Raw genomic sequence first — 18,368 nt, 5'->3', positions numbered from 1 at the left:
CCATCAAAATTTATGGCTGTTAATAATGTAATATCTTAGCTTTAAAATTTATTGTTCATGCAGCAACTTATAGAATGTGTGCCTAATTTTAGCGAAGGCAACGATCTTTCCATAATTCATCAAATTACACAGCAAATAGAAACTGTTGAAGGCGCAAGATTACTCAATGTAGATTCCGGAAAAGCAACCAACAGAACGGTGGTAACCATAGTAGGTGAGCCGGAAGCTGTGGTAGAAGCGGCTTTTAGGGCTATTAAAAAAGCCGGCGAACTTATAGATATGGCTAAGCACAAAGGGGAGCATCCCCGTATGGGCGCTACAGATGTTTGCCCTTTTATTCCTATTGCAAATATCAGCATGGAAGAAACCGCCGCTTACGCAAAAAAATTGGCAAAAAGAGTGGGGGAAGAATTAAACATACCGGTTTATTTATATGAAGCGGCGCAACCCAATAAAGAGCGCAGCAATTTATCGGTAATAAGGGCTGGCGAATACGAGGGATTTTTTAAAAAAATAAAATTGCCCGAGTGGCAACCTGATTTTGGCCCAACAGTATTTGACGCAAAGCGTGGCGGTACCGTTATTGGCGCAAGAGATTTTTTAGTGGCCTACAATGTAAACCTCAACACTACCTCTACCCGCCGTGCCAATGCTGTGGCTTTTGATGTAAGGGAAGCCGGCAGAACTGTAGAAGAAAACGGGGCAAAAGTACACAAACCGGGAACGCTTAAAAGTGTAAAAGCAATTGGATGGTTTATTGAAGAATACGGCATTGCCCAAATAAGTATGAACCTCACCAATATTAATATTACGCCCATGCATATTGCATTCGATGAGGTTTGTAAAAAAGCGGATGCAAGGGGAATAAGGGTTACCGGAAGTGAATTGGTGGGTTTAATTCCCTTAAAAGCCATGACGGATGCCGGTAAATATTTTTTGCAAAAACAACAACGCTCCCTTGGTATTAGTGAAAAGGAATTGATAAAAATTGCCGTAAAATCATTGGGGCTTGAGGAATTAACGCCTTTTAAACCCGAAGAAAGAATTATTGAATACCTGTTAAAAAATGCTACCGACAGTAACCTGGTAAACATGCAACTCCATGCATTTGCAAATGAAACGGCAAGCGAAAGCCCGGCTCCAGGCGGAGGCTCTGTTGCAGCGTATGTAGGCAGCCTGGGCCTATCACTGGCAACCATGGTGGCCAATTTGAGTTCACATAAAAAAGGCTGGGATAGCCGTTGGGAAGAATTTAGTAACTGGGCCGCAAAGGGCCAGCAATTGAAAGATGAACTCATTCGCCTTGTGGATGCCGATACTTTAGCTTTTAATAAAATTATGGATGCCTTTGCTTTACCAAAAGCTACAAACGAAGAAAAAACTTTTAGGAACAAGTCCATTCAGGAAGCCACAAAATTTGCAATTGAAATTCCTTTTAAAGTAATGGAAGTATCCTTTGCAGGTATGGAACTTATAAAAGCAATGGCAGAAAAAGGAAACCCCAATTCGGTATCGGATGCAGGTGTGGGTGCGCTTTGTGCAAGAAGCGCTGTAATGGGCGCTTTTATGAACGTACGTATTAATGCCGCCGGTTACGATGATAAAAATTATGTTGCTGAAATAGTGAAAAAGGGAACCGATATCCAAAATAAAGCCATAGCTATGGAAGCAGAAATTGTAAAACGGGTAAATGATAAAATAGGCCTATAACAATTTTTTGTTGTACTGTATTTCGGGGTAGCCATACATGCGCTGCACCTCTTTTACAAATTTTTCAATGGCAGCATCATCCCCATCTTTTGGGTTGTAAGGTTGTTTTAAACTGCTGTTAAAAAAGAAAGCAATGGTTTGGTAAAAACGTGCCGTTAAACCACCTTTATATTCTTTTATTATCTCGTAGCAGTTGTTGTTTGTTTCCCGGTTAATAAGTTTCATCAACACTTTCCCCTGGTAAACCGAAAGGTCCATTAATGGCTTAGTGAATTCTTTCTTCAATTCGGTTTCCCGGGAATTTATATATTTTTTGCGCTTGTCTTTTTCGTAGATGTTTGAAAGTTTTGCATTAATATCGTTCATTACAACACCGGCACGGCGTGCATAAGGATATGTAACATAAACGGCATTGCGTAAGCGGTTGTATTTTGCCTTAGCTTTTAATTGTTCATCGGTAAGTTTACATACCAGTAAAACATTTTCCAGGGTTTTTGCTTCAATAGTATCGCCGTTGTAAATTACGGCTGCGGTAAGTAATGTATCGTAAATGCCTTTGCCTGCAATAGCTTCCAGTTGGGCATATGTAGGTATTACACAGCAAAAACCCGAAGCCATTAGCAGGGCCAATAAATACTTAAATTGATTTTTAATAAAAATCCTTTTCATTTGCTTAAAGCAGTTCTTACTTTAATATACCGGTAGGCATAAAGTAACCTAAATTAGCAATTAAATTAAAAATAAAATTGTTAATTCGCAAGCAGGAACATGTAAAATATGGCAACAGCAATGAGCAAAAGGGCTACAGAAGATATTTTGGTATTGAACCCGAACCTTTTAAGCATACTCAACGCCAAACCGATACCCATTATAACCAGGCCCAGCCATACCAGGTTTATGTAGGGAAAAATATAGGTTTTAACGGATATAAAATCAATGAGTTTTTCCGATTCTTTATACCCGATTTTTACATGAGAATGCTCAGCTACCCCGGCAAACCTCAAAAAAAGGTTTTGGGCATAAATGGTATCATCAATATGGTTAATCATATCTAATGAATCTATGGCAATAAGAGGCATGGCTTTGTAGCGCATACTGTCGTTGCTTACCACGGTAATATCTGCCATTAGCGCCATATCATCTTTGCCATAATTGTACCGTTCATTTTGAGGCGATTTTACCACTTTATTGAGTACGAAATATCCTTTATCATAAAAAGAAGTATCGCCAATATGCATTTCTTTTATGGAGAAAGATGAAGTATCTTCTTTAGCGTTTTCGTTGAGAGCCGAGGTAAGATAAGTAAATACATCTTTGGTAAGATAGTTCCTCGTGTCGGGGTTGCTGCTCATGTTGTTGTCCTTCATTTGGTATACATCGGGCAGCAGGGTAAATGTTTCAGTAATTTTTCCTGTTTTATCTTTTGCCACAAAATTCATGCGGTAATACTTCCGGCCTTTTTCGGAGCCAGATGAATCACCAGTATAGGTTACTTCATAGTGGCCCATTGTTGTGGGTACCATTCTTAATAAAGTAAGGTTTTCCCTTGGGTCGTCCTGCTGGCGTGTCATTGGGTCCACCACAGTAGGCAAATTAATTCCATTTACCCTGCTATTACTAATAACTTCTTTGTTGGATGAAGAAATAATCATTCCAAAAAGCATAAAAGCAAAACCTGCATGGGAGATAGATGCGCCGGTGCTAAAAAACTTTCGGCCCTGAACGGCATAAATATAAAATGCATTGGCAATTAGGGAATAAAGTGTTGCAAATTCGGCAATATACAAGGCTACTAAAAAACCAATACCATGCTTGCGAAAATTTAACGGATAAAAATAAACCAGTAGCGAAAAAAGCAGGGCAGCAATTACCGTAGGCCAAAGTATTTTTTTTATGAAATACCTTCGTGGCGTGCTTTTATATTTAAAATATTGGCCAATAGCCGTAAGCATACCTATAATAATGGCAATCATTGCGGCCACTTTGTTGTAAGAAAATTCTACATCCTGCGGTGGTGCAAAGTTGGTGCCTATAACTTTATTGACTAACGGAACCGATGTTTTGGCAATAATAAATAAAGCGGTAAGAAAGAAAATTAACGAACCAATAAACATCCAAAACTCACGGCTGTTTAATGCCTCTTCTGTATGTGTTTCTTTTATTTGTTTAAACCTGCCGAAAAATAAGGCTAATCCACCCAGGGAAAATGTTGCAAGAAAAGCCGTAATCATAATGTTAATAGCTTTTCCCGGATCGGTAAAAGAGTGCACGGATGCATCTCCCAGTACACCCGTTTTGGTAAGAAAAGTGGAGTATAAAACAAATGCAAAAGCAAGGATGATAAAAAGGAAACTGGCTTTTAAGGAATGGCCTGTGTGGTTATACACCAGCATGGTATGCAGGCCAGCAATTAAAATTAACCATGGAACGAGGGATGCATTTTCTACAGGATCCCAGGCCCAGTAACCGCCAAAACTCAGGCTTTCGTAAGCCCATTTTCCACCCATCATAATGCCCATGCCCAATACACAGGCGTTCAATAAAACCCAGGGCAATGCCGGTTTTACCCAGTCGCCAAATTTTTTGCTGGTTAATGCACCATAAGCAAACCCAAAAGGCACAAGGGTAAGAGCAAAGCCCAAAAACAATACCGGCGGGTGTATTACCATCCAATAATTGCGGAGTAAAACATTTAATCCCATACCATCTTTTACAAAATCCAGGTAATTGGGTTGGGTGAAAATAGGTGCTACTATTTCATTTCTTGTAAGGGCAAACAGGCTATTGCCAATTCTTACATCTCCAATATAAATACCCAGTATCATAAGCATCATAAATGCCTGTGCAAGGTTAATAACCGTAAGTACCGGGCTTTCCCAGGGTGAGTTGCGTTTAAAAATAAATACCGACCCAATTATAACATGCCAAATGCTCCACAATAAAAAACTTCCTTCCTGGCCTTCCCAAATACAGGCAAGCAGATACTTGGGCTCCAGCTCCCTGGAAGCATGCTTGTACACATACATGTACTCATACAAATGATTGGCGCAAATGTAATATACCAATCCAAAAACGGTAAGGATGCTAATGGCTTCTAATAAAAAAGAAATACGGGCAAGTTTTAACCAGTAATTTTTTTGCTCTTGTTTTTTTTCAAAACTATATGCCGCATAGGATATAAAGGAAACCAGTGAAGCAACAAAAGCTAAGATAATAAGTAAGTGGCCAAGCTGGCCGGCAAATAAATGTTCTCCAATAAAATTCATGCTTTGGTTATTTTCAGTTGATAACTGAAGTTTGTTCGTTGAGGTTTTTTTGCACAGCGCCTTTTTCTTCTTTGTATTTGCTGGGGCATTTTAAAAGAATGTCGCTGCATTCAAAGTTTCCGTCGGCCTGCATTTTACCTTTTAGCACCAGCCTTTCACTTTTTTCCAAATCGGTGGGTTTGCTGTTGTGAAAAACCACTTTTGTTTTTCCGCCCAGGCTGTCAACAGCATAAAAAGATAAATAATTGGGGTTTTTAATGGGGTCAAATTCCACCGGTTGAGTTTTATCCAACTGGGCAATAATGTGTACAAATTTTCCCGGTTTTTCTTTGGCAGAATTAATACTGTCGTAAGTAGAAAAATCGGCTGAATAAGCCAGTAATCCGGCAATAACAACTGCAATACCAATTAAAATAATAATATGCGATCTTTTCATGTTATGAAACTTTGCTAAAATTGGTTGCAAAGATAATTTAAAATCGTATGAGTATGATAGATTATTTAACTTATACAAGGTAGTTTAACATTTAGTTCCAATGCCGTAAAAATGAAATTAAAATCATGCAATACCAATAAATAACCCTCTATCTTTGCTGCCCTAAAACGATTACCCATCATGGCAGACCTGTCAACTTTTGACCCCAATAGTGTAGGAAATGTCAATAATAATATTTTCGGGCTTCCTTCTTCAGAAGACGATGCACGCCTTATTATTATGCCTATTCCCTGGGAGGTTACCGTAAGCTACCGTGGCGGTACAGCTCGTGCCCCAGATCGTATTTTTAAAGCCAGCTTCCAGGTAGATTTGTTTGATACAGAACATCCTGATGAATGGCGAAAAGGTATTTTTATGCGTGCCATAAATGAAAAAATACTCACCAAAAGCGATTACCTGCGTAAAGAAGCCGAACTGTACATCAATTATATTTCGGAAGGTGAAATTATTGGCGACAATAAATTTATGTGCAAAACATTAAAAGATATAAATGCAGGCAGCCTTTTTTTAAATGATTGGGTTTACCAGCAGGCAAAAGGCTTATTGGATAAAGGCAAACTTATTGGCTTGCTAGGCGGAGACCATAGTACGCCTTTTGGTTTTATAAAAGCCATTGCAGATAAATATAATGATTTTGGCATTTTACAAATTGATGCCCATTGCGACCTGCGTAAATGCTACGAAGGTTTTGAATACTCTCATGCCTCAATCATGTATAATGTTTTGGAGCAAATACCTCAGGTAAAAAAACTGGTGCAGGTAGGCCCAAGGGATTATTGCCAGGAAGAAGCAGAATTTATCAGCGCATCCAACTACCGGGTAAAATGCTTTTTTGATAATGAAATTAAAGAAGCCCTGTATGATGGCGCTACCTGGAAAAATATTGCAACAGCTATTGTTGAGCAGCTTCCGGCAAATGTATATATCAGTTTTGATGTAGATGGCCTCGATCCTAAATTGTGCCCTTTTACCGGAACGCCGGTGCATGGCGGCCTGGAAGTAGAGCAGGCTTTTTACCTCTTTAAACAAATTATTACTTCCGGTAAAAAAATAATTGGCTTCGATTTAAATGAAACTGGTGTAAGTAATAATGAGTGGGACGAAAATGTTGCGGCCCGTATCCTTTTTAAACTAAGCAATTTATTGTTGCATTGTAATAGTTGATTATGGCCTCTTTTCAAATTTGGGTAAAGGAAAATAAAACCTATGTGATAAGTACAACAGTACCTTTATGTATTTTAATTGCAGGCTGGTTCCTTAATATTGCAATGGAAAAAAAACTAGCTTTTTTAGGTGTTGCGATTGCATTGCTTACTTTGCTGCTGGCCATAATTTTCAGAAAAGATGCTAAAAGGCTTTCCATTTTTACCTTAGATGGTTTTTTGATACTTGCTTCATTATCTTTTTATATGCATTTTTTTCTAGCTGCCGTTTTTCTGTTAGTTTTAGCGGTGGTAAGTTTTATGGTAAACAGGCCAAAGCAAATTATTATAGATGAAAGCGGTATTTTATTCCCTTCTTTTATCCCTAAAAAATATGGCTGGAAGCAGGTAAACCAGGCATTGCTTAAAGACGATATACTTACTATTGATTTAACCAGTAACCATTTGTTGCAGTTGGTATTTGAAGAAAATGAACTTACTGGTATAGATACAGTAGCGTTTAATTGCTTTTGCAAACAACAGGTTGAGGCTTTAAATCTTTAAATGTAAAGTATGTTATTATCGCATTCTCCATATTTATTATATTCTGATGGTAAGGGAAATATTTTTGAAGATACTTCGCTTTACACAACAGGAAGAACAGGCTGGGAAGCTATACTTGTACCCGAAAATGAATGGATAGAATTACCCGAAGGCGGCCAGATGTACGAACTGCCCGGCAGGCGTGGTATTGGCGTAGATGTGGCAACAGGCCAAATGCGTATTTGTGAAAAAGGCTGGGCTGTGGCTGCATTTATTCCGCCTGCTTTTACGGGCTTTTATATTGCCGCTTACGAAACCCTGCCCGAAGCGCCTACGCTACCTTTATTTTGTTATACGGCAACAGGTTGGTACAATAATAAATTTTATGTGCCGGCAATAAGAATTGAAAAAGACATCCGGCAGGAACATGCAGGTTTTAATACCGATGAAATTGAAATTGGCGCAAAGCATTTATTAAAAGCTTATCCCGAAAACAGGCTGGTAAAACATTTAATGGAAAACTGCTGCCTAACTTATACCTGCCCGGCGGCAAGAAATTTTGCATTGAGCAGGTGGGAATGCCCGGTACCGGTTTCTCCTGCTTGTAATGCCAATTGCCTTGGATGCATTAGTTTTCAACCGCAGGAGGAAACGATAGTAAGTACACAGGACAGGCTGGTTTTTAAACCCAGTGCCGAAGAAATTGTGGAATACACGGTGCCACATTTGAAAACGGCCCCTTTTCCAATTGTAAGTTTCGGGCAGGGTTGCGAAGGCGAACCTTTATTAATGTGGGAGACCATTAAAGAAGCCATAATTGAAATTCGTAAACATACAGCAAACGGAAGCATCAATATTAATACCAATGGAAGCAAACCCGATGCCATAAAAGCCTTGTGCGAAGCAGGTTTAAACAGTATGAGAGTAAGTTTAAATTCTGCCAGGGAAAAAGTTTATACGCCTTATTACCGCCCCAATAATTATGTTTTTAACGATTTAATAGAAGGCCTTAAAACAGTACGGAGCTATGGCGGATGGACAAGCCTCAACTATTTTGTTTTTCCCGGAATGACGGATAGCGTGGAAGAATACGAAGCCTTATGCAAACTAATTAAAGAAACAGATTTATGCATGATACAATGGAGAAACTTTAATATTGATCCTGATTGGTATTTGGGTAAAATTGGCGTTACCGAAACTGGTGAATGCCTGGGTATGAAAAAGCTGCTGCTCAATATCCGGCAAAAATATCCGCATCTAAAATTCGGCTATTTTAATCCTTCCATGGAACGTATAAAAGGAAATTTTGAAAACGACTTTGCTCACTAATCCTTAAAAAAAATTGCAGTAGTTATTTAATTTACCTGCTGTGTAAATATTTCAATTTCTTCCATGGCAATACCATTATGGCTTTCGGCGTAAATACATTCCCCGTTTTTTATAAGTAAAACTTGAGGAGATTCATGGTTTACATGGAATTCAGTGGCAATTTTATTGGATAGTTCCCTGAACTTAATTAAATCCATAAAATAATAATCAATATTTTTAGGCGCATTTGCCCTTTCTAACCTGCTTTTTGCCATACTGCTAATGCTGCACCTGGTACTATGCTTAAAAATTAACTGAAAACGGGTAAACGATTTTTCCTTTATATCTTCCAGGTGGCTGTGATATTCTATTGAAATCCAATTCATTGAGAAGAGAAAAACTTTAGTGGATAATTTTTTCGTTCATGGGGCAGCCGGTTTTTCTACTGCCACTGCAACTGTAAAATAATACCGTAAGAGAAATCATTATAGTAAATACAAAAAGTATTTTTTTCATTTGTTGGTGAATTGTATGCAAATATAAAAATAAATTGGCATCATAAATTATTATTGAATTTACATTTACATTTGCATGATTTTACCTTGAAAATGTAAATCTGATAACCTTAATTTTATAAAATGAAGTTGAACCTAAAACGCCCTATTTGTTTTATTGATTTGGAAACAACTGGAGTAAGTCTTTCTACCGATCGTATTGTTGAAATTGCCATGGTAAAAATTATGACCGATGGCAGTAAACTGGCCAAAAGAAAGTTATTAAATCCGCAAATTCCCATTCCGCAAAGCGCCACAGACATTCATGGTATTAATGATGCAATGGTAAAAGATGCGCCCACTTTTAAGCAGGCGGCAAATGAAATAAAACAGTTTATTGATGGTTGCGACCTTGGCGGCTACAACAGCAACCGTTTTGATATCCCTATGCTTATGGAAGAATTTTTACGTTCAGAAATGGACCTCGATTTAAGTAAGCAAAAAATGGTGGATGTGCAACATATTTTTTATGTAATGGAACCCCGTACTCTTTCTGCGGCGTACAAGTTTTTTTGCAATAGAGAATTGGAAAATGCCCATAGTGCCGAAGCAGATATTAACGCAACAATTGAAGTACTGGAAGCTCAGCTTGACCGCTATACCCAATTGGGCAATTCTACCGAAAGCATTCTTGAAGTAATAGGTGAGGATAAAATTATAGACTATGCCCGCAGGTTTATTTATGATGAAAAAGGGGAGGAAGTTTTCAATTTTGGAAAATTTAAGGGTAAGCCTGCATCTTACGTGTTTAAAATTGAGCCACACTATTATGATTGGATGATGAAGGGCGATTTTGCATTGCATACCAAAATGAAAGCCACGGAATTGTTTAATAAATGCCTGTTAAAAGTGAAATAATCTGGCAAATTTTCGCTCTGAATAACCGGAATTTTTTGTAAAATTGTATTTCATCAAAGCGGAAACCATCATTTTTTGGATAAGGTAGTAATTATACCCACTTACAACGAAAAGGAAAATATTCGTTCCATCGTAAATGCTGTAATGGCATTGCAAACAGAATTTCATGTACTTATTATTGATGATTGCTCACCCGATGGTACGGCTTCAATTGTACGGTCTTTAATGCCGGAATATCCAGGCCGCCTTTTTTTAGAGGAGCGCCAGGGCAAGCTGGGTTTAGGAACAGCGTACATTCACGGATTTAAATGGAGCCTCGAAAAAGGCTACCAGTATATTTTTGAAATGGATGCCGATTTTTCCCACAATCCCATAGATTTAGAAAGATTGTATGATGCATGTTATGAAGGCGGCGCCGATGTTGCGGTTGGCTCAAGGTATGTACCCGGAGGTGCAGTAGAAAACTGGCCTTCGGACAGGATCGCTTTATCCAAAGGCGCTTCGTTTTATACCAGAGTTATTACGGCAATGCCCATTAAGGATCCTACCGCAGGGTTTGTTTGTTATAAACGCAATGTGCTGGAATCTATTAACCTCGATGCCATAAAATTTGAGGGCTATGCTTTCCAGATAGAAATGAAATTTGCTGCCTGGAAACTAGGTTTTAAAATTAAAGAAGTTCCCATCACTTTTATTGACCGAAAACTCGGGTTGAGTAAAATGAACAAGAGTATTGTAAAAGAAGGTATTTTGGGAGTGCTATCTTTAAAGTGGCATAGTATGTTTAAAAACTACCGTAAAAAAGTAATGCTTCCCGCTGAAGCGCCATTGTATCCGCAGCAAAATGCCATTGTATAATTTTGCCAGCTTAAATTATCTTCACTTCGTAAATAATTTTTTCGCCCATTGCCTCATTAATTCGTTCTATTATTTTTTCTTTTTGGTAAAGCAATTCGTTTTTTAAAGACGCTACTTTTGAAGTAATGAAAAGTGTATGGCCTTTTATCTCCAGCTTATCGGTGTATTGGGCAATGGTTTTGCCCATTACCTCTTCCCATACCTCTTCTATTTGTACCGATTGAATGCCCTGTTTTAAACGGCTGTGTTTTAAAAACTGCTTCATGGCATCCTGCATTGAAAATTCTCCCATAGTGTAAAAGTAGGATTAGTTTAGTATTACATCAGCTCTATTATTTAATTAAAATTACGGTACCTTTTTTTTGAATAATTTTTCCGTTTTTATCCATACCGTTTAAAAACCATATATAAGCACCAGGAGGTTGTATTTGTCCTTTGTACCGTCCATCCCATCCTTTAAGCCATTGGCTGGTTTCAAAAACCATTGTGCCGTAGCGGTTGTAAACGCTGAACCTTTTTGTACTGCTGATGCCAGCAGGTATTGGCCTGAAGATATCGTTACGTCCATCAGCATTTGGGCTAAAAGCGGTAGGCACATAATAAGCCGGTCCTTTTAAAACTTTTATCAGCACCGTATCCATAGCGGTGCAACCCGCTATATCCATTACCCGAAGAGTGAACCTGGTATCGTTGTATAAAACAGCAATGGGGTTTTGAGCAGCAGCATTATTGAGTACATCTGCCGGCGCCCAGGTATATTGCAGGCCACCGCTTCCCAAAAGTTGATGGGCTTCACCCAAAACAGCAATGCTATCGTTGCCAGCAAATACAGGTACACGGGGCAATACGGTAACCAGCAAGGTATCGGCGCTAAAAAAATTGCATCCATAATTATCCTGTACCATCAAGGCATAAAGATGCGTACCTGCCGTAGCCGGGTTTGCAAAAGTAACGGGCAGGTAAATGTTGTTTACAAAAATGGGAGGATGCCAGTTAAAATTCACCGGTCCCGAAGCATATAATAAACGGCCATTAAGCAAGGCAGTATTGCCAAAACAAATAATGGTATCGTTACCCACTTTTACCCTGGGCTTGTACAGGAGGTTTGCGGTAATGGTATCAAAGCGATGGCAAAGGCCCCATGATGCATGCAGAAAATAAACAGAAGTATCAACAGGGGATACTACTGCATTTTTTACAGAGTCATTGGCAATAGTTGAAGCCGCATTAACAGAACCCCAATGCCATGCAAAAGCATTGCCGGGAATATTATCATTCACCACAGGATAAAGCGTAGCCGATGAACCTTCGCAAACATTAATACTTTGCTCAAGGCTAAGGCGCATGGTATCGTTGAGAGGAATAGTAAGCGGTACATCAACCGTATCCTTACAACCATTAATATCCATTGCAGTAATAAAAGGGTAAGTACCCACAGGCGCCGTAATTAAAGTATCGGGGCGAAAAAAACTGCCATTGACAGCGGTCCAGTATTTAGGAGTGCCACCAGTAATGGAAACAAGTATTTTACCATCGTTGCCAAAGCAAGAGGCGGCGTTAATAAGGGAAGCCGTTGCCACAAGCGCTAAAGGTTGCGTAAGCACAATGCTGGTATCTTTAGTACAGCCAGCGCTGTCTTTAATAATAAAATGATGAGTGCCAGCAGCAAGCAGGGTAAAATTGGAACTGTCCTGGAAGCTGGCGCCATTATTAATAGAATAAGTGTAAGGATAAATGCCGCCAGCAGGCATAAAAGTTATTGCGCCATCTGCGTTGCCATTACAGAGCGGTTTATCCAGTTTTGCAAAAGGTTTTATTGGCGTGTTAAACCCCACAACTACATTGCCTCCAATACCGGGGCAAGCAAAAGCATCGGAGAAGTTGTAAGTATAAGTACCGGCAGCAAGGTTATTAAAAACAATTGGCCCATTGCCACTATAGGTATAAGGCCCGCCAGGCCCTGTAAGCGTTGAAAAATACGGGCCAATACCCGTAGTAGGCGTAATAGTAACAGAGCCGGTATTGTTAACTGCAGCACAAAAAGCATTCTTAACAAAGAGGGTATGAGAAAGTGTAGCGTTGCCATTAACCGAAACGGTAAAAGCGGTATCGCAACCACGGGAGTCCACCACAAGAACGGGATAGCTGCCTGCATAAAGGCCGGTGAAAGTATTGCTGTTTTGTAAACTGCCGCCGTTAATAGCATACTGGTAAGGCGGCACGCCAAGGCTATCGGTAACAATAATGCTAATGCTGCCGGAGTTGTTGCCGCAGGTAGCAGGAACCACGGAGGCGGTTGCAGGCAGGTGATATTTACGCACTACATTAATGGTATCAAGGGTAATGAATTCTTCTGCAGCCTGGCAGGTAAGAAACCTTGTTTTAATAATATATTTAGTAAGCGTAGGCCCCGGGCAAATGTTTTGAAACTGGAGGTCTAAAAGCCCGGGTAAGGAAGTGGCGGTATCGGCAAAGGCGAGTGAATTACCGGCCATATCTAAAATTTCGGCGCCTAAAAACCGGGAAGCGCTGTCGGAAGGAATGAAGCGGTAAGACTCATGATGGGCTGTCCATAAGGTGCTGTTTTTGCCGGGGGCAGTAACAGACTTAGCCCTGCTCCAATCCTGTATGCCAAGTATTGCATTACCATAAAAGTGAACAGGAAGACATGTTCTGTTGCCAATATGTACATCTATAAGGCCGCTTGTTTCGTGCAGTACAATCTGGAAAGTGTTGGGTGTAAAAAAACATGGAGAAATGTAAGTAGCACTGCTATCATTTCCAAAAGAACCTATCTTATAGTAACTCACAATAAATTTTCTTTTTGGAGCGGTGCCTTCTACCCTCCATTGAATTTTCCTATCAAAAGGAGACGTACAGAGGGTAGTATCTTCATTTTGAAGGAATCTTGCCGGGCTTAGATTGGAATACATGCCCATAATTGCAGCTCGTGGTACCAAATTTGAATTTGGCGGCAACGGCAATTGGTAATTAGAATAGAGTGGGCAAGAAAGGCCACTAAGAGATGCATCAAAGCTGATAATACCAATTGAACCTATCACAGCCTGGTTATACTTTTGGCCATAAAAACAAAAATTAAAAGGCAGGGAAAAAGCTAAACTGAATCGCTGAGTTGTGTACGTTCGATAATCTTCTGTCCCACCTTCAACAAAATAAGGAAATGGGGCATAGGGTATTTCAATTACTTTATAATCTGTGCCGGCTTTTAAATGGGGAACTTTTACGCTTAGTGGTACACAGGAGTCGCTGCAGGTAAGAATAATTGTAGAGCCATTAAGGTTACCACCCGGCAGGTTGTTTTGTGCATAAACCATACCTGTAGAAAAAAGATATAGTACAATATTAATTATAAATTTTTTCATGAGGTTGGGCTTGTAGTGCAAATGAAATATAAAAAATAAATTGCCACTAATTTCTTTTTTATATAAGGGAATTAAATTTTCATAAATTGAATTTAAGGGCATGTGAGCCCTGCACCTTCCTCATAATAAATATCATATTCATACCCACTGGGGTTATTATCAAACAAACTCAATATGATATCGTTAGTCTTACTAGCGGGAAATGTTTTACAATCAATCTTTATACTGGGGTTGTCGTCTCTTGTAAGATATACCCTGCCTGCAGGGTGGTTTGCAGGTATTTGCACTGTGGCTTCTACTATGCCGGTAGGGTTGCCAAATAAAATTAAATTAGCCGTACCCCCAGGGGTAATATTAGTTGCATTATCCGAACCGTTATTATCCGATGTTTCAACATAAGGGATTGTAATAGTTCCGTTGTTGTAAAAAGTAGAAACAAATGAAAGCTTACTATGTTGCACTTTAACTTCTGTAAAACCTGCAAAAAGTAGTAGCAAAAAATTGCAAGTAAAAAAAGTGCTAATTGTTTTCATAACAGCAAGTATAATAGTTAAAAAAATAAAGGCAGGGATGTGCCAATAAAGATACGAATTATATTTTCATAAAATTCTGTGCTACTGTATAGAAAGCATACAGTACTTAGCTCATTCACATCAGCTCTATTATTTAATTAAAATTACGGTACCTTTTTTTTGAATAATTTTTCCGTTTTTATCCATACCGTTTAAAAACCATATATAAGCACCAGGAGGTTGCATTTGTCCTTTGTACCGTCCATCCCATCCTTTAAGCCATTGGCTGGTTTCAAAAACCATTGTGCCGTAGCGGTTGTAAATGCTGAACTTTTTTGTACTGCTGATGCCAGCAGGTATTGGCCTGAAGATATCGTTACGTCCATCAGCATTTGGGCTAAAAGCGGTAGGCACATAATAAGCCGGTCCTTTTAAAACTTTTATCAGCACCGTATCCATAGCGGTGCAACCCGCTATATCCATTACCCGAAGAGTGAACCTGGTATCGTTGTATAAAACAGCAATGGGGTTTTGAGCAGCAGCATTATTGAGTACATCTGCCGGCGCCCAGGTATATTGCAGGCCACCGCTTCCCAAAAGTTGATGGGCTTCACCCAAAACAGCAATGCTATCGTTGCCAGCAAATACAGGTACACGGGGCAATACGGTAACCAGCAAGGTATCTGCGCTAAAAAAATTGCATCCATAATTATCCTGTACCATCAAGGCATAAAGATGCGTACCTGCCGTAGCCGGGTTTGCAAAAGTAACGGGCAGGTAAATGTTGTTTACAAAATTGGGAGGATGCCAGTTAAAATTCACCGGCCCCGAAGCATATAATAAACGGCCATTAAGCAAGGCAGTATTGCCAAAACAAATAATGGTATCGTTACCCACTTTTACCCTGGGCTTGTACAGGAGGTTTGCGGTAATGGTATCAAAGCGATGGCAAAGGCCCCATGATGCATGCAGAAAATAAACAGAAGTATCAACAGGGGATACTACTGCATTTTTTACAGAGTCATTGGCAATAGTTGAAGCCGCATTAACAGAACCCCAATGCCATGCAAAAGCATTGCCGGGAATATTATCATTCACCACAGGATAAAGCGTAGCCGATGAACCTTCGCAAACATTAATACTTTGCTCAAGGCTAAGGCGCATGGTATCGTTGAGAGGAATAGTAAGCGGTACATCAACCGTATCCTTACAACCATTAATATCCATTGCAGTAATAAAAGGGTAAGTACCCACAGGCGCCGTAATTAAAGTATCGGGGCGAAAAAAAACTGCCATTGACAGCGGTCCAGTATTTAGGAGTGCCACCAGTAATGGAAACAAGTATTTTACCATCGTTGCCAAAGCAAGAGGCGGCGTTAATAAGGGAAGCCGTTGCCACAAGCGCTAAAGGTTGCGTAAGCACAATGCTGGTATCTTTAGTACAGCCAGCGCTGTCTTTAATAATAAAATGATGAGTGCCAGCAGCAAGCAGGGTAAAATTGGAACTGTCCTGGAAGCTGGCGCCATTATTAATAGAATAAGTGTAAGGATAAATGCCGCCAGCGGGCATAAAAGTTATTGCGCCATCTGCGTTGCCATTACAGAGCGGTTTATCCAGTTTTGCAAAAGGTTTTATTGGCGTGTTAAACCCCACAACTACATTGCCTCCAATACCGGGGCAAGCAAAAGCATCGGAGAAGTTGTAAGTATAAGTACCGGCAGCAAGGTTATTAAAAACAATTGGCCCATTGCCACTATAGGTATAAGGCCCGCCAGGCCCTGTAAGCGTTGAAAAATACGGGCCAATACCCGTAGTAGGCGTAATAGTAACAGAGCCGGTATTGTTAACTGCAGCACAAAAAGCATTCTTAACAAAGAGGGTATGAGAAAGTGTAGCGTTGCCATTAACCGAAACGGTAAAAGCGGTATCGCAACCACGGGAGTCCACCACAAGAACGGGATAGCTGCCTGCATAAAGGCCGGTGAAAGTATTGCTGTTTTGTAAACTGCCGCCGTTAATAGCATACTGGTAAGGCGGCACGCCAAGGCTATCGGTAACAATAATGCTAATGCTGCCGGAGTTGTTGCCGCAGGTAGCAGGAACCACGGAGGCGGTTGCAGGCAGGTGATATTTACGCACTACATTAATGGTATCAAGGGTAATGAATTCTTCTGCAGCCTGGCAGGTAAGAAACCTTGTTTTAATAATATATTTAGTAAGCGTAGGCCCCGGGCAAATGTTTTGAAACTGGAGGTCTAAAAGCCCGGGTAAGGAAGTGGCGGTATCGGCAAAGGCGAGTGAATTACCGGCCATATCTAAAATTTCGGCGCCTAAAAACCGGGAAGCGCTGTCGGAAGGAATGAAGCGGTAAGACTCATGATGGGCTGTCCATGGGGTACAGTTTTTGCCGGGGGCAGTAACGGCCCTGGTACATTCCCAGTTTTGAATGCCAAGTGTGGCAACCCCTTTTTGGGGCAAAGAAGGCTGACAGATCCTGTCTTCAATATGCACATCAATAAGGCCGCTTGTTTCGTGGAGCACTATTTGAAAAGTATTGGGGTTGTAAAAACAGGGTTGTACATAACTGGAGGTACTGTCGTAAAAAGCATTTCCAATTTTGTAATAGCTTGCAATAAATTTTCTTGAAGGGGCCGTGCCTTCCACCCGCCATTGAATTCTTCGGTCGTAAGGTGAAGAGCATTGGGGAAACCCGTTGGGGGGAGCTGGCGCTTGATTATCACAACGCCTTGTGTCAAATGTTGAAAACATGCCCATAATGGTTGAACGTAAAAGGAAAGCAATATATGTGGAAGTGTCAGGTTCAAAGTAAGGTAAAGTATTACCTATACCATTACTACCAGATCCCCAGTTTGCTAATGATATGTCAAAACTGAGGTATCCATTTCCACACACCATTACTTTTGAATAAGATTGACCATAAAAACAAAAGTTAAAGGGTAAGGGAAAAGGGACACAATAACTGCCTCCTGCTACAGAATATAGCCTTACTGAATCTTCATGACCATCCTCAACTATATATTTAAAGGGCTTAAAAGGTATTTCTATTACCTTATAATCAGTAGCAGATTTTAAATGGGGAACTTTTACGCTAAGCGGCACACAAGAGTTGGCGCAGATGAGGGTAATAACTGAGCCGTTAAGATCTCCTCCCGGCAGGTTATTTTGCGCATAAATTTCTCTAATAAAACTAAGGTGAATAATAGAGAAAAATAATATTTTATATATTAATCTTAGCAAACAATATTGTTTTTTAACATAGCAAACCATCAAAAATTATAGTGTAAGAATCTCCATTGGGGCTATTGTCAAAAAGAGAGACGATGATTCCATTTCCTCCTGCTCCAAAATCATAACAATTAAATGCTACATTTCCCCTTTTTACAGTTACTCTTCCCTTTGGATGGTTTGCAGGTATTTGAACTGTTATCTCAACCGTACCCGATGGACTGCTTGAATGGATGAGGTTTCCCGAACTGTTTGCCGAGATATTGGAAGCGTTATCCGAACCGTTATTATCCGATATTTCAACATAAGGGATTGTAATAGTTCCGTTGTTGTAAAAAGTAGAAACAAATGAAAGCTTACTATGTTGCACTTTAACTTCTGTAAAACCTGCAAAAAGTAGTAGCAAAAAACTGCAAGTAAAAAAAGTGCTAATTGTTTTCATATTATTTTATTTTTAGTTGTTAAATTGCCTACTAAAAGTAGTCTTTTTA

General features: G+C 39.8%; 16 protein-coding genes. 6 read left to right on the top strand and 10 right to left on the bottom strand.

Going from position 1 to position 18,368, the window contains the following annotated elements:
* The first annotated feature begins 57 nt into the window (after positions 1-57).
* Entirely contained in the window at positions 58-1,710 is a 1,653-nt protein-coding gene (gene ftcD, locus IPO46_02905) for a glutamate formimidoyltransferase (protein ID QQS63565.1), read from the top strand.
* Here the strand turns inward: ftcD and IPO46_02900 are convergent.
* The 3 genes from IPO46_02900 to IPO46_02890 all read right to left on the bottom strand — a co-directional run bounded on the left by IPO46_02900 (position 1,705) and on the right by IPO46_02890 (position 5,412).
* Positions 1,705-2,379: a DUF4294 domain-containing protein gene (locus IPO46_02900; protein QQS63564.1), complete on the bottom strand. Its 675-nt coding sequence runs from the start codon at positions 2,377-2,379 to the stop codon at positions 1,705-1,707. The genes ftcD and IPO46_02900 overlap by 6 nt on opposite strands.
* Positions 2,380-2,459: 80 nt before the next feature.
* Complete coding sequence (ccsA, locus tag IPO46_02895) at positions 2,460-4,976, bottom strand: cytochrome c biogenesis protein CcsA (GenBank protein ID QQS63563.1); 2,517 nt, start codon at positions 4,974-4,976, stop codon at positions 2,460-2,462.
* Positions 4,977-4,989: 13 nt separating this feature from the next.
* Positions 4,990-5,412, bottom strand: a complete 423-nt coding sequence (locus IPO46_02890; GenBank protein QQS63562.1) for a cytochrome c maturation protein CcmE — start codon at positions 5,410-5,412, stop codon at positions 4,990-4,992.
* Positions 5,413-5,592: 180 nt separating this feature from the next.
* Here IPO46_02890 and IPO46_02885 point away from each other — a divergent pair, with 180 nt between their 5' ends.
* The 3 genes from IPO46_02885 to IPO46_02875 are packed head-to-tail and all read left to right on the top strand — an operon-like array spanning position 5,593 to position 8,486.
* On the top strand, positions 5,593-6,636 hold the full coding sequence (locus tag IPO46_02885) for an agmatinase family protein (GenBank protein QQS63561.1): 1,044 nt from the start codon (positions 5,593-5,595) through the stop codon (positions 6,634-6,636).
* A 2-nt stretch (positions 6,637-6,638) separates the two neighbouring features.
* Positions 6,639-7,178, top strand: a complete 540-nt coding sequence (locus IPO46_02880; protein ID QQS63560.1) for a hypothetical protein — start codon at positions 6,639-6,641, stop codon at positions 7,176-7,178.
* Between the two features lie 9 nt (positions 7,179-7,187).
* Positions 7,188-8,486, top strand: a complete 1,299-nt coding sequence (locus tag IPO46_02875) for a radical SAM protein (GenBank protein QQS63559.1) — start codon at positions 7,188-7,190, stop codon at positions 8,484-8,486.
* A 26-nt stretch (positions 8,487-8,512) separates the two neighbouring features.
* Here IPO46_02875 and ytxJ read toward each other — a convergent pair whose 3' ends face one another.
* Positions 8,513-8,851, bottom strand: coding sequence for a bacillithiol system redox-active protein YtxJ (gene ytxJ / locus IPO46_02870; protein QQS63558.1), 339 nt, complete (start codon positions 8,849-8,851; stop codon positions 8,513-8,515).
* Between the two features lie 252 nt (positions 8,852-9,103).
* Between ytxJ and IPO46_02865 the strand changes: the two genes are divergently transcribed.
* Positions 9,104-9,877, top strand: a complete 774-nt coding sequence (locus IPO46_02865; protein QQS63557.1) for a 3'-5' exonuclease — start codon at positions 9,104-9,106, stop codon at positions 9,875-9,877.
* Positions 9,878-9,952: 75 nt separating this feature from the next.
* The gene (locus IPO46_02860; GenBank protein QQS63556.1) at positions 9,953-10,735 is read left to right on the top strand and encodes a polyprenol monophosphomannose synthase; all 783 of its coding nucleotides are present in this window, start codon (positions 9,953-9,955) and stop codon (positions 10,733-10,735) included.
* 10 nt (positions 10,736-10,745) lie between these two features.
* Here IPO46_02860 and IPO46_02855 read toward each other — a convergent pair whose 3' ends face one another.
* The 6 genes from IPO46_02855 to IPO46_02830 all read right to left on the bottom strand — a co-directional run bounded on the left by IPO46_02855 (position 10,746) and on the right by IPO46_02830 (position 18,319).
* On the bottom strand, positions 10,746-11,027 hold the full coding sequence (locus IPO46_02855; protein ID QQS63555.1) for a DUF721 domain-containing protein: 282 nt from the start codon (positions 11,025-11,027) through the stop codon (positions 10,746-10,748).
* A 40-nt stretch (positions 11,028-11,067) separates the two neighbouring features.
* Complete coding sequence (locus IPO46_02850; GenBank protein ID QQS63554.1) at positions 11,068-14,118, bottom strand: gliding motility-associated C-terminal domain-containing protein; 3,051 nt, start codon at positions 14,116-14,118, stop codon at positions 11,068-11,070.
* Positions 14,119-14,210: 92 nt separating this feature from the next.
* Entirely contained in the window at positions 14,211-14,615 is a 405-nt protein-coding gene (locus IPO46_02845; GenBank protein ID QQS63553.1) for a hypothetical protein, read from the bottom strand.
* 165 nt (positions 14,616-14,780) lie between these two features.
* On the bottom strand, positions 14,781-15,926 hold the full coding sequence (locus IPO46_02840) for a gliding motility-associated C-terminal domain-containing protein (GenBank protein QQS63552.1): 1,146 nt from the start codon (positions 15,924-15,926) through the stop codon (positions 14,781-14,783).
* The gene (locus IPO46_02835; protein QQS63551.1) at positions 15,847-17,889 is read right to left on the bottom strand and encodes a SprB repeat-containing protein; all 2,043 of its coding nucleotides are present in this window, start codon (positions 17,887-17,889) and stop codon (positions 15,847-15,849) included. Before IPO46_02835 ends, IPO46_02840 begins: the two co-directional genes overlap by 80 nt.
* 13 nt (positions 17,890-17,902) lie before the next feature.
* On the bottom strand, positions 17,903-18,319 hold the full coding sequence (locus tag IPO46_02830) for a hypothetical protein (protein QQS63550.1): 417 nt from the start codon (positions 18,317-18,319) through the stop codon (positions 17,903-17,905).
* Positions 18,320-18,368: the final 49 nt, after the last annotated feature.

The organism is Chitinophagaceae bacterium, from assembly GCA_016699815.1.
Lineage (GTDB): Bacteria > Bacteroidota > Bacteroidia > Chitinophagales > Chitinophagaceae > Ferruginibacter.
Note: the sequence above shows the minus strand (reverse complement) of the source record. Positions and strands in the feature narration are given on the sequence as shown.

Bases quoted from the DNA above. Each gene is read 5' to 3' on its own strand.
- IPO46_02830 (QQS63550.1), bottom strand. From the start codon at position 18,319: ATGAAAACAATTAGCACTTTTTTTACTTGCAGTTTTTTGCTACTACTT.
- IPO46_02885 (QQS63561.1), top strand. From the start codon at position 5,593: ATGGCAGACCTGTCAACTTTTGACCCCAATAGTGTAGGAAATGTCAAT.
- ftcD (QQS63565.1), top strand. From the start codon at position 58: ATGCAGCAACTTATAGAATGTGTGCCTAATTTTAGCGAAGGCAACGAT.
- IPO46_02865 (QQS63557.1), top strand. From the start codon at position 9,104: ATGAAGTTGAACCTAAAACGCCCTATTTGTTTTATTGATTTGGAAACA.
- IPO46_02900 (QQS63564.1), bottom strand. From the start codon at position 2,379: ATGAAAAGGATTTTTATTAAAAATCAATTTAAGTATTTATTGGCCCTG.
- IPO46_02880 (QQS63560.1), top strand. From the start codon at position 6,639: ATGGCCTCTTTTCAAATTTGGGTAAAGGAAAATAAAACCTATGTGATA.
- IPO46_02840 (QQS63552.1), bottom strand. From the start codon at position 15,926: ATGGCAGTTTTTTTTCGCCCCGATACTTTAATTACGGCGCCTGTGGGT.
- IPO46_02890 (QQS63562.1), bottom strand. From the start codon at position 5,412: ATGAAAAGATCGCATATTATTATTTTAATTGGTATTGCAGTTGTTATT.
- ccsA (QQS63563.1), bottom strand. From the start codon at position 4,976: ATGAATTTTATTGGAGAACATTTATTTGCCGGCCAGCTTGGCCACTTA.
- IPO46_02875 (QQS63559.1), top strand. From the start codon at position 7,188: ATGTTATTATCGCATTCTCCATATTTATTATATTCTGATGGTAAGGGA.
- IPO46_02850 (QQS63554.1), bottom strand. From the start codon at position 14,118: ATGAAAAAATTTATAATTAATATTGTACTATATCTTTTTTCTACAGGT.
- ytxJ (QQS63558.1), bottom strand. From the start codon at position 8,851: ATGAATTGGATTTCAATAGAATATCACAGCCACCTGGAAGATATAAAG.
- IPO46_02855 (QQS63555.1), bottom strand. From the start codon at position 11,027: ATGGGAGAATTTTCAATGCAGGATGCCATGAAGCAGTTTTTAAAACAC.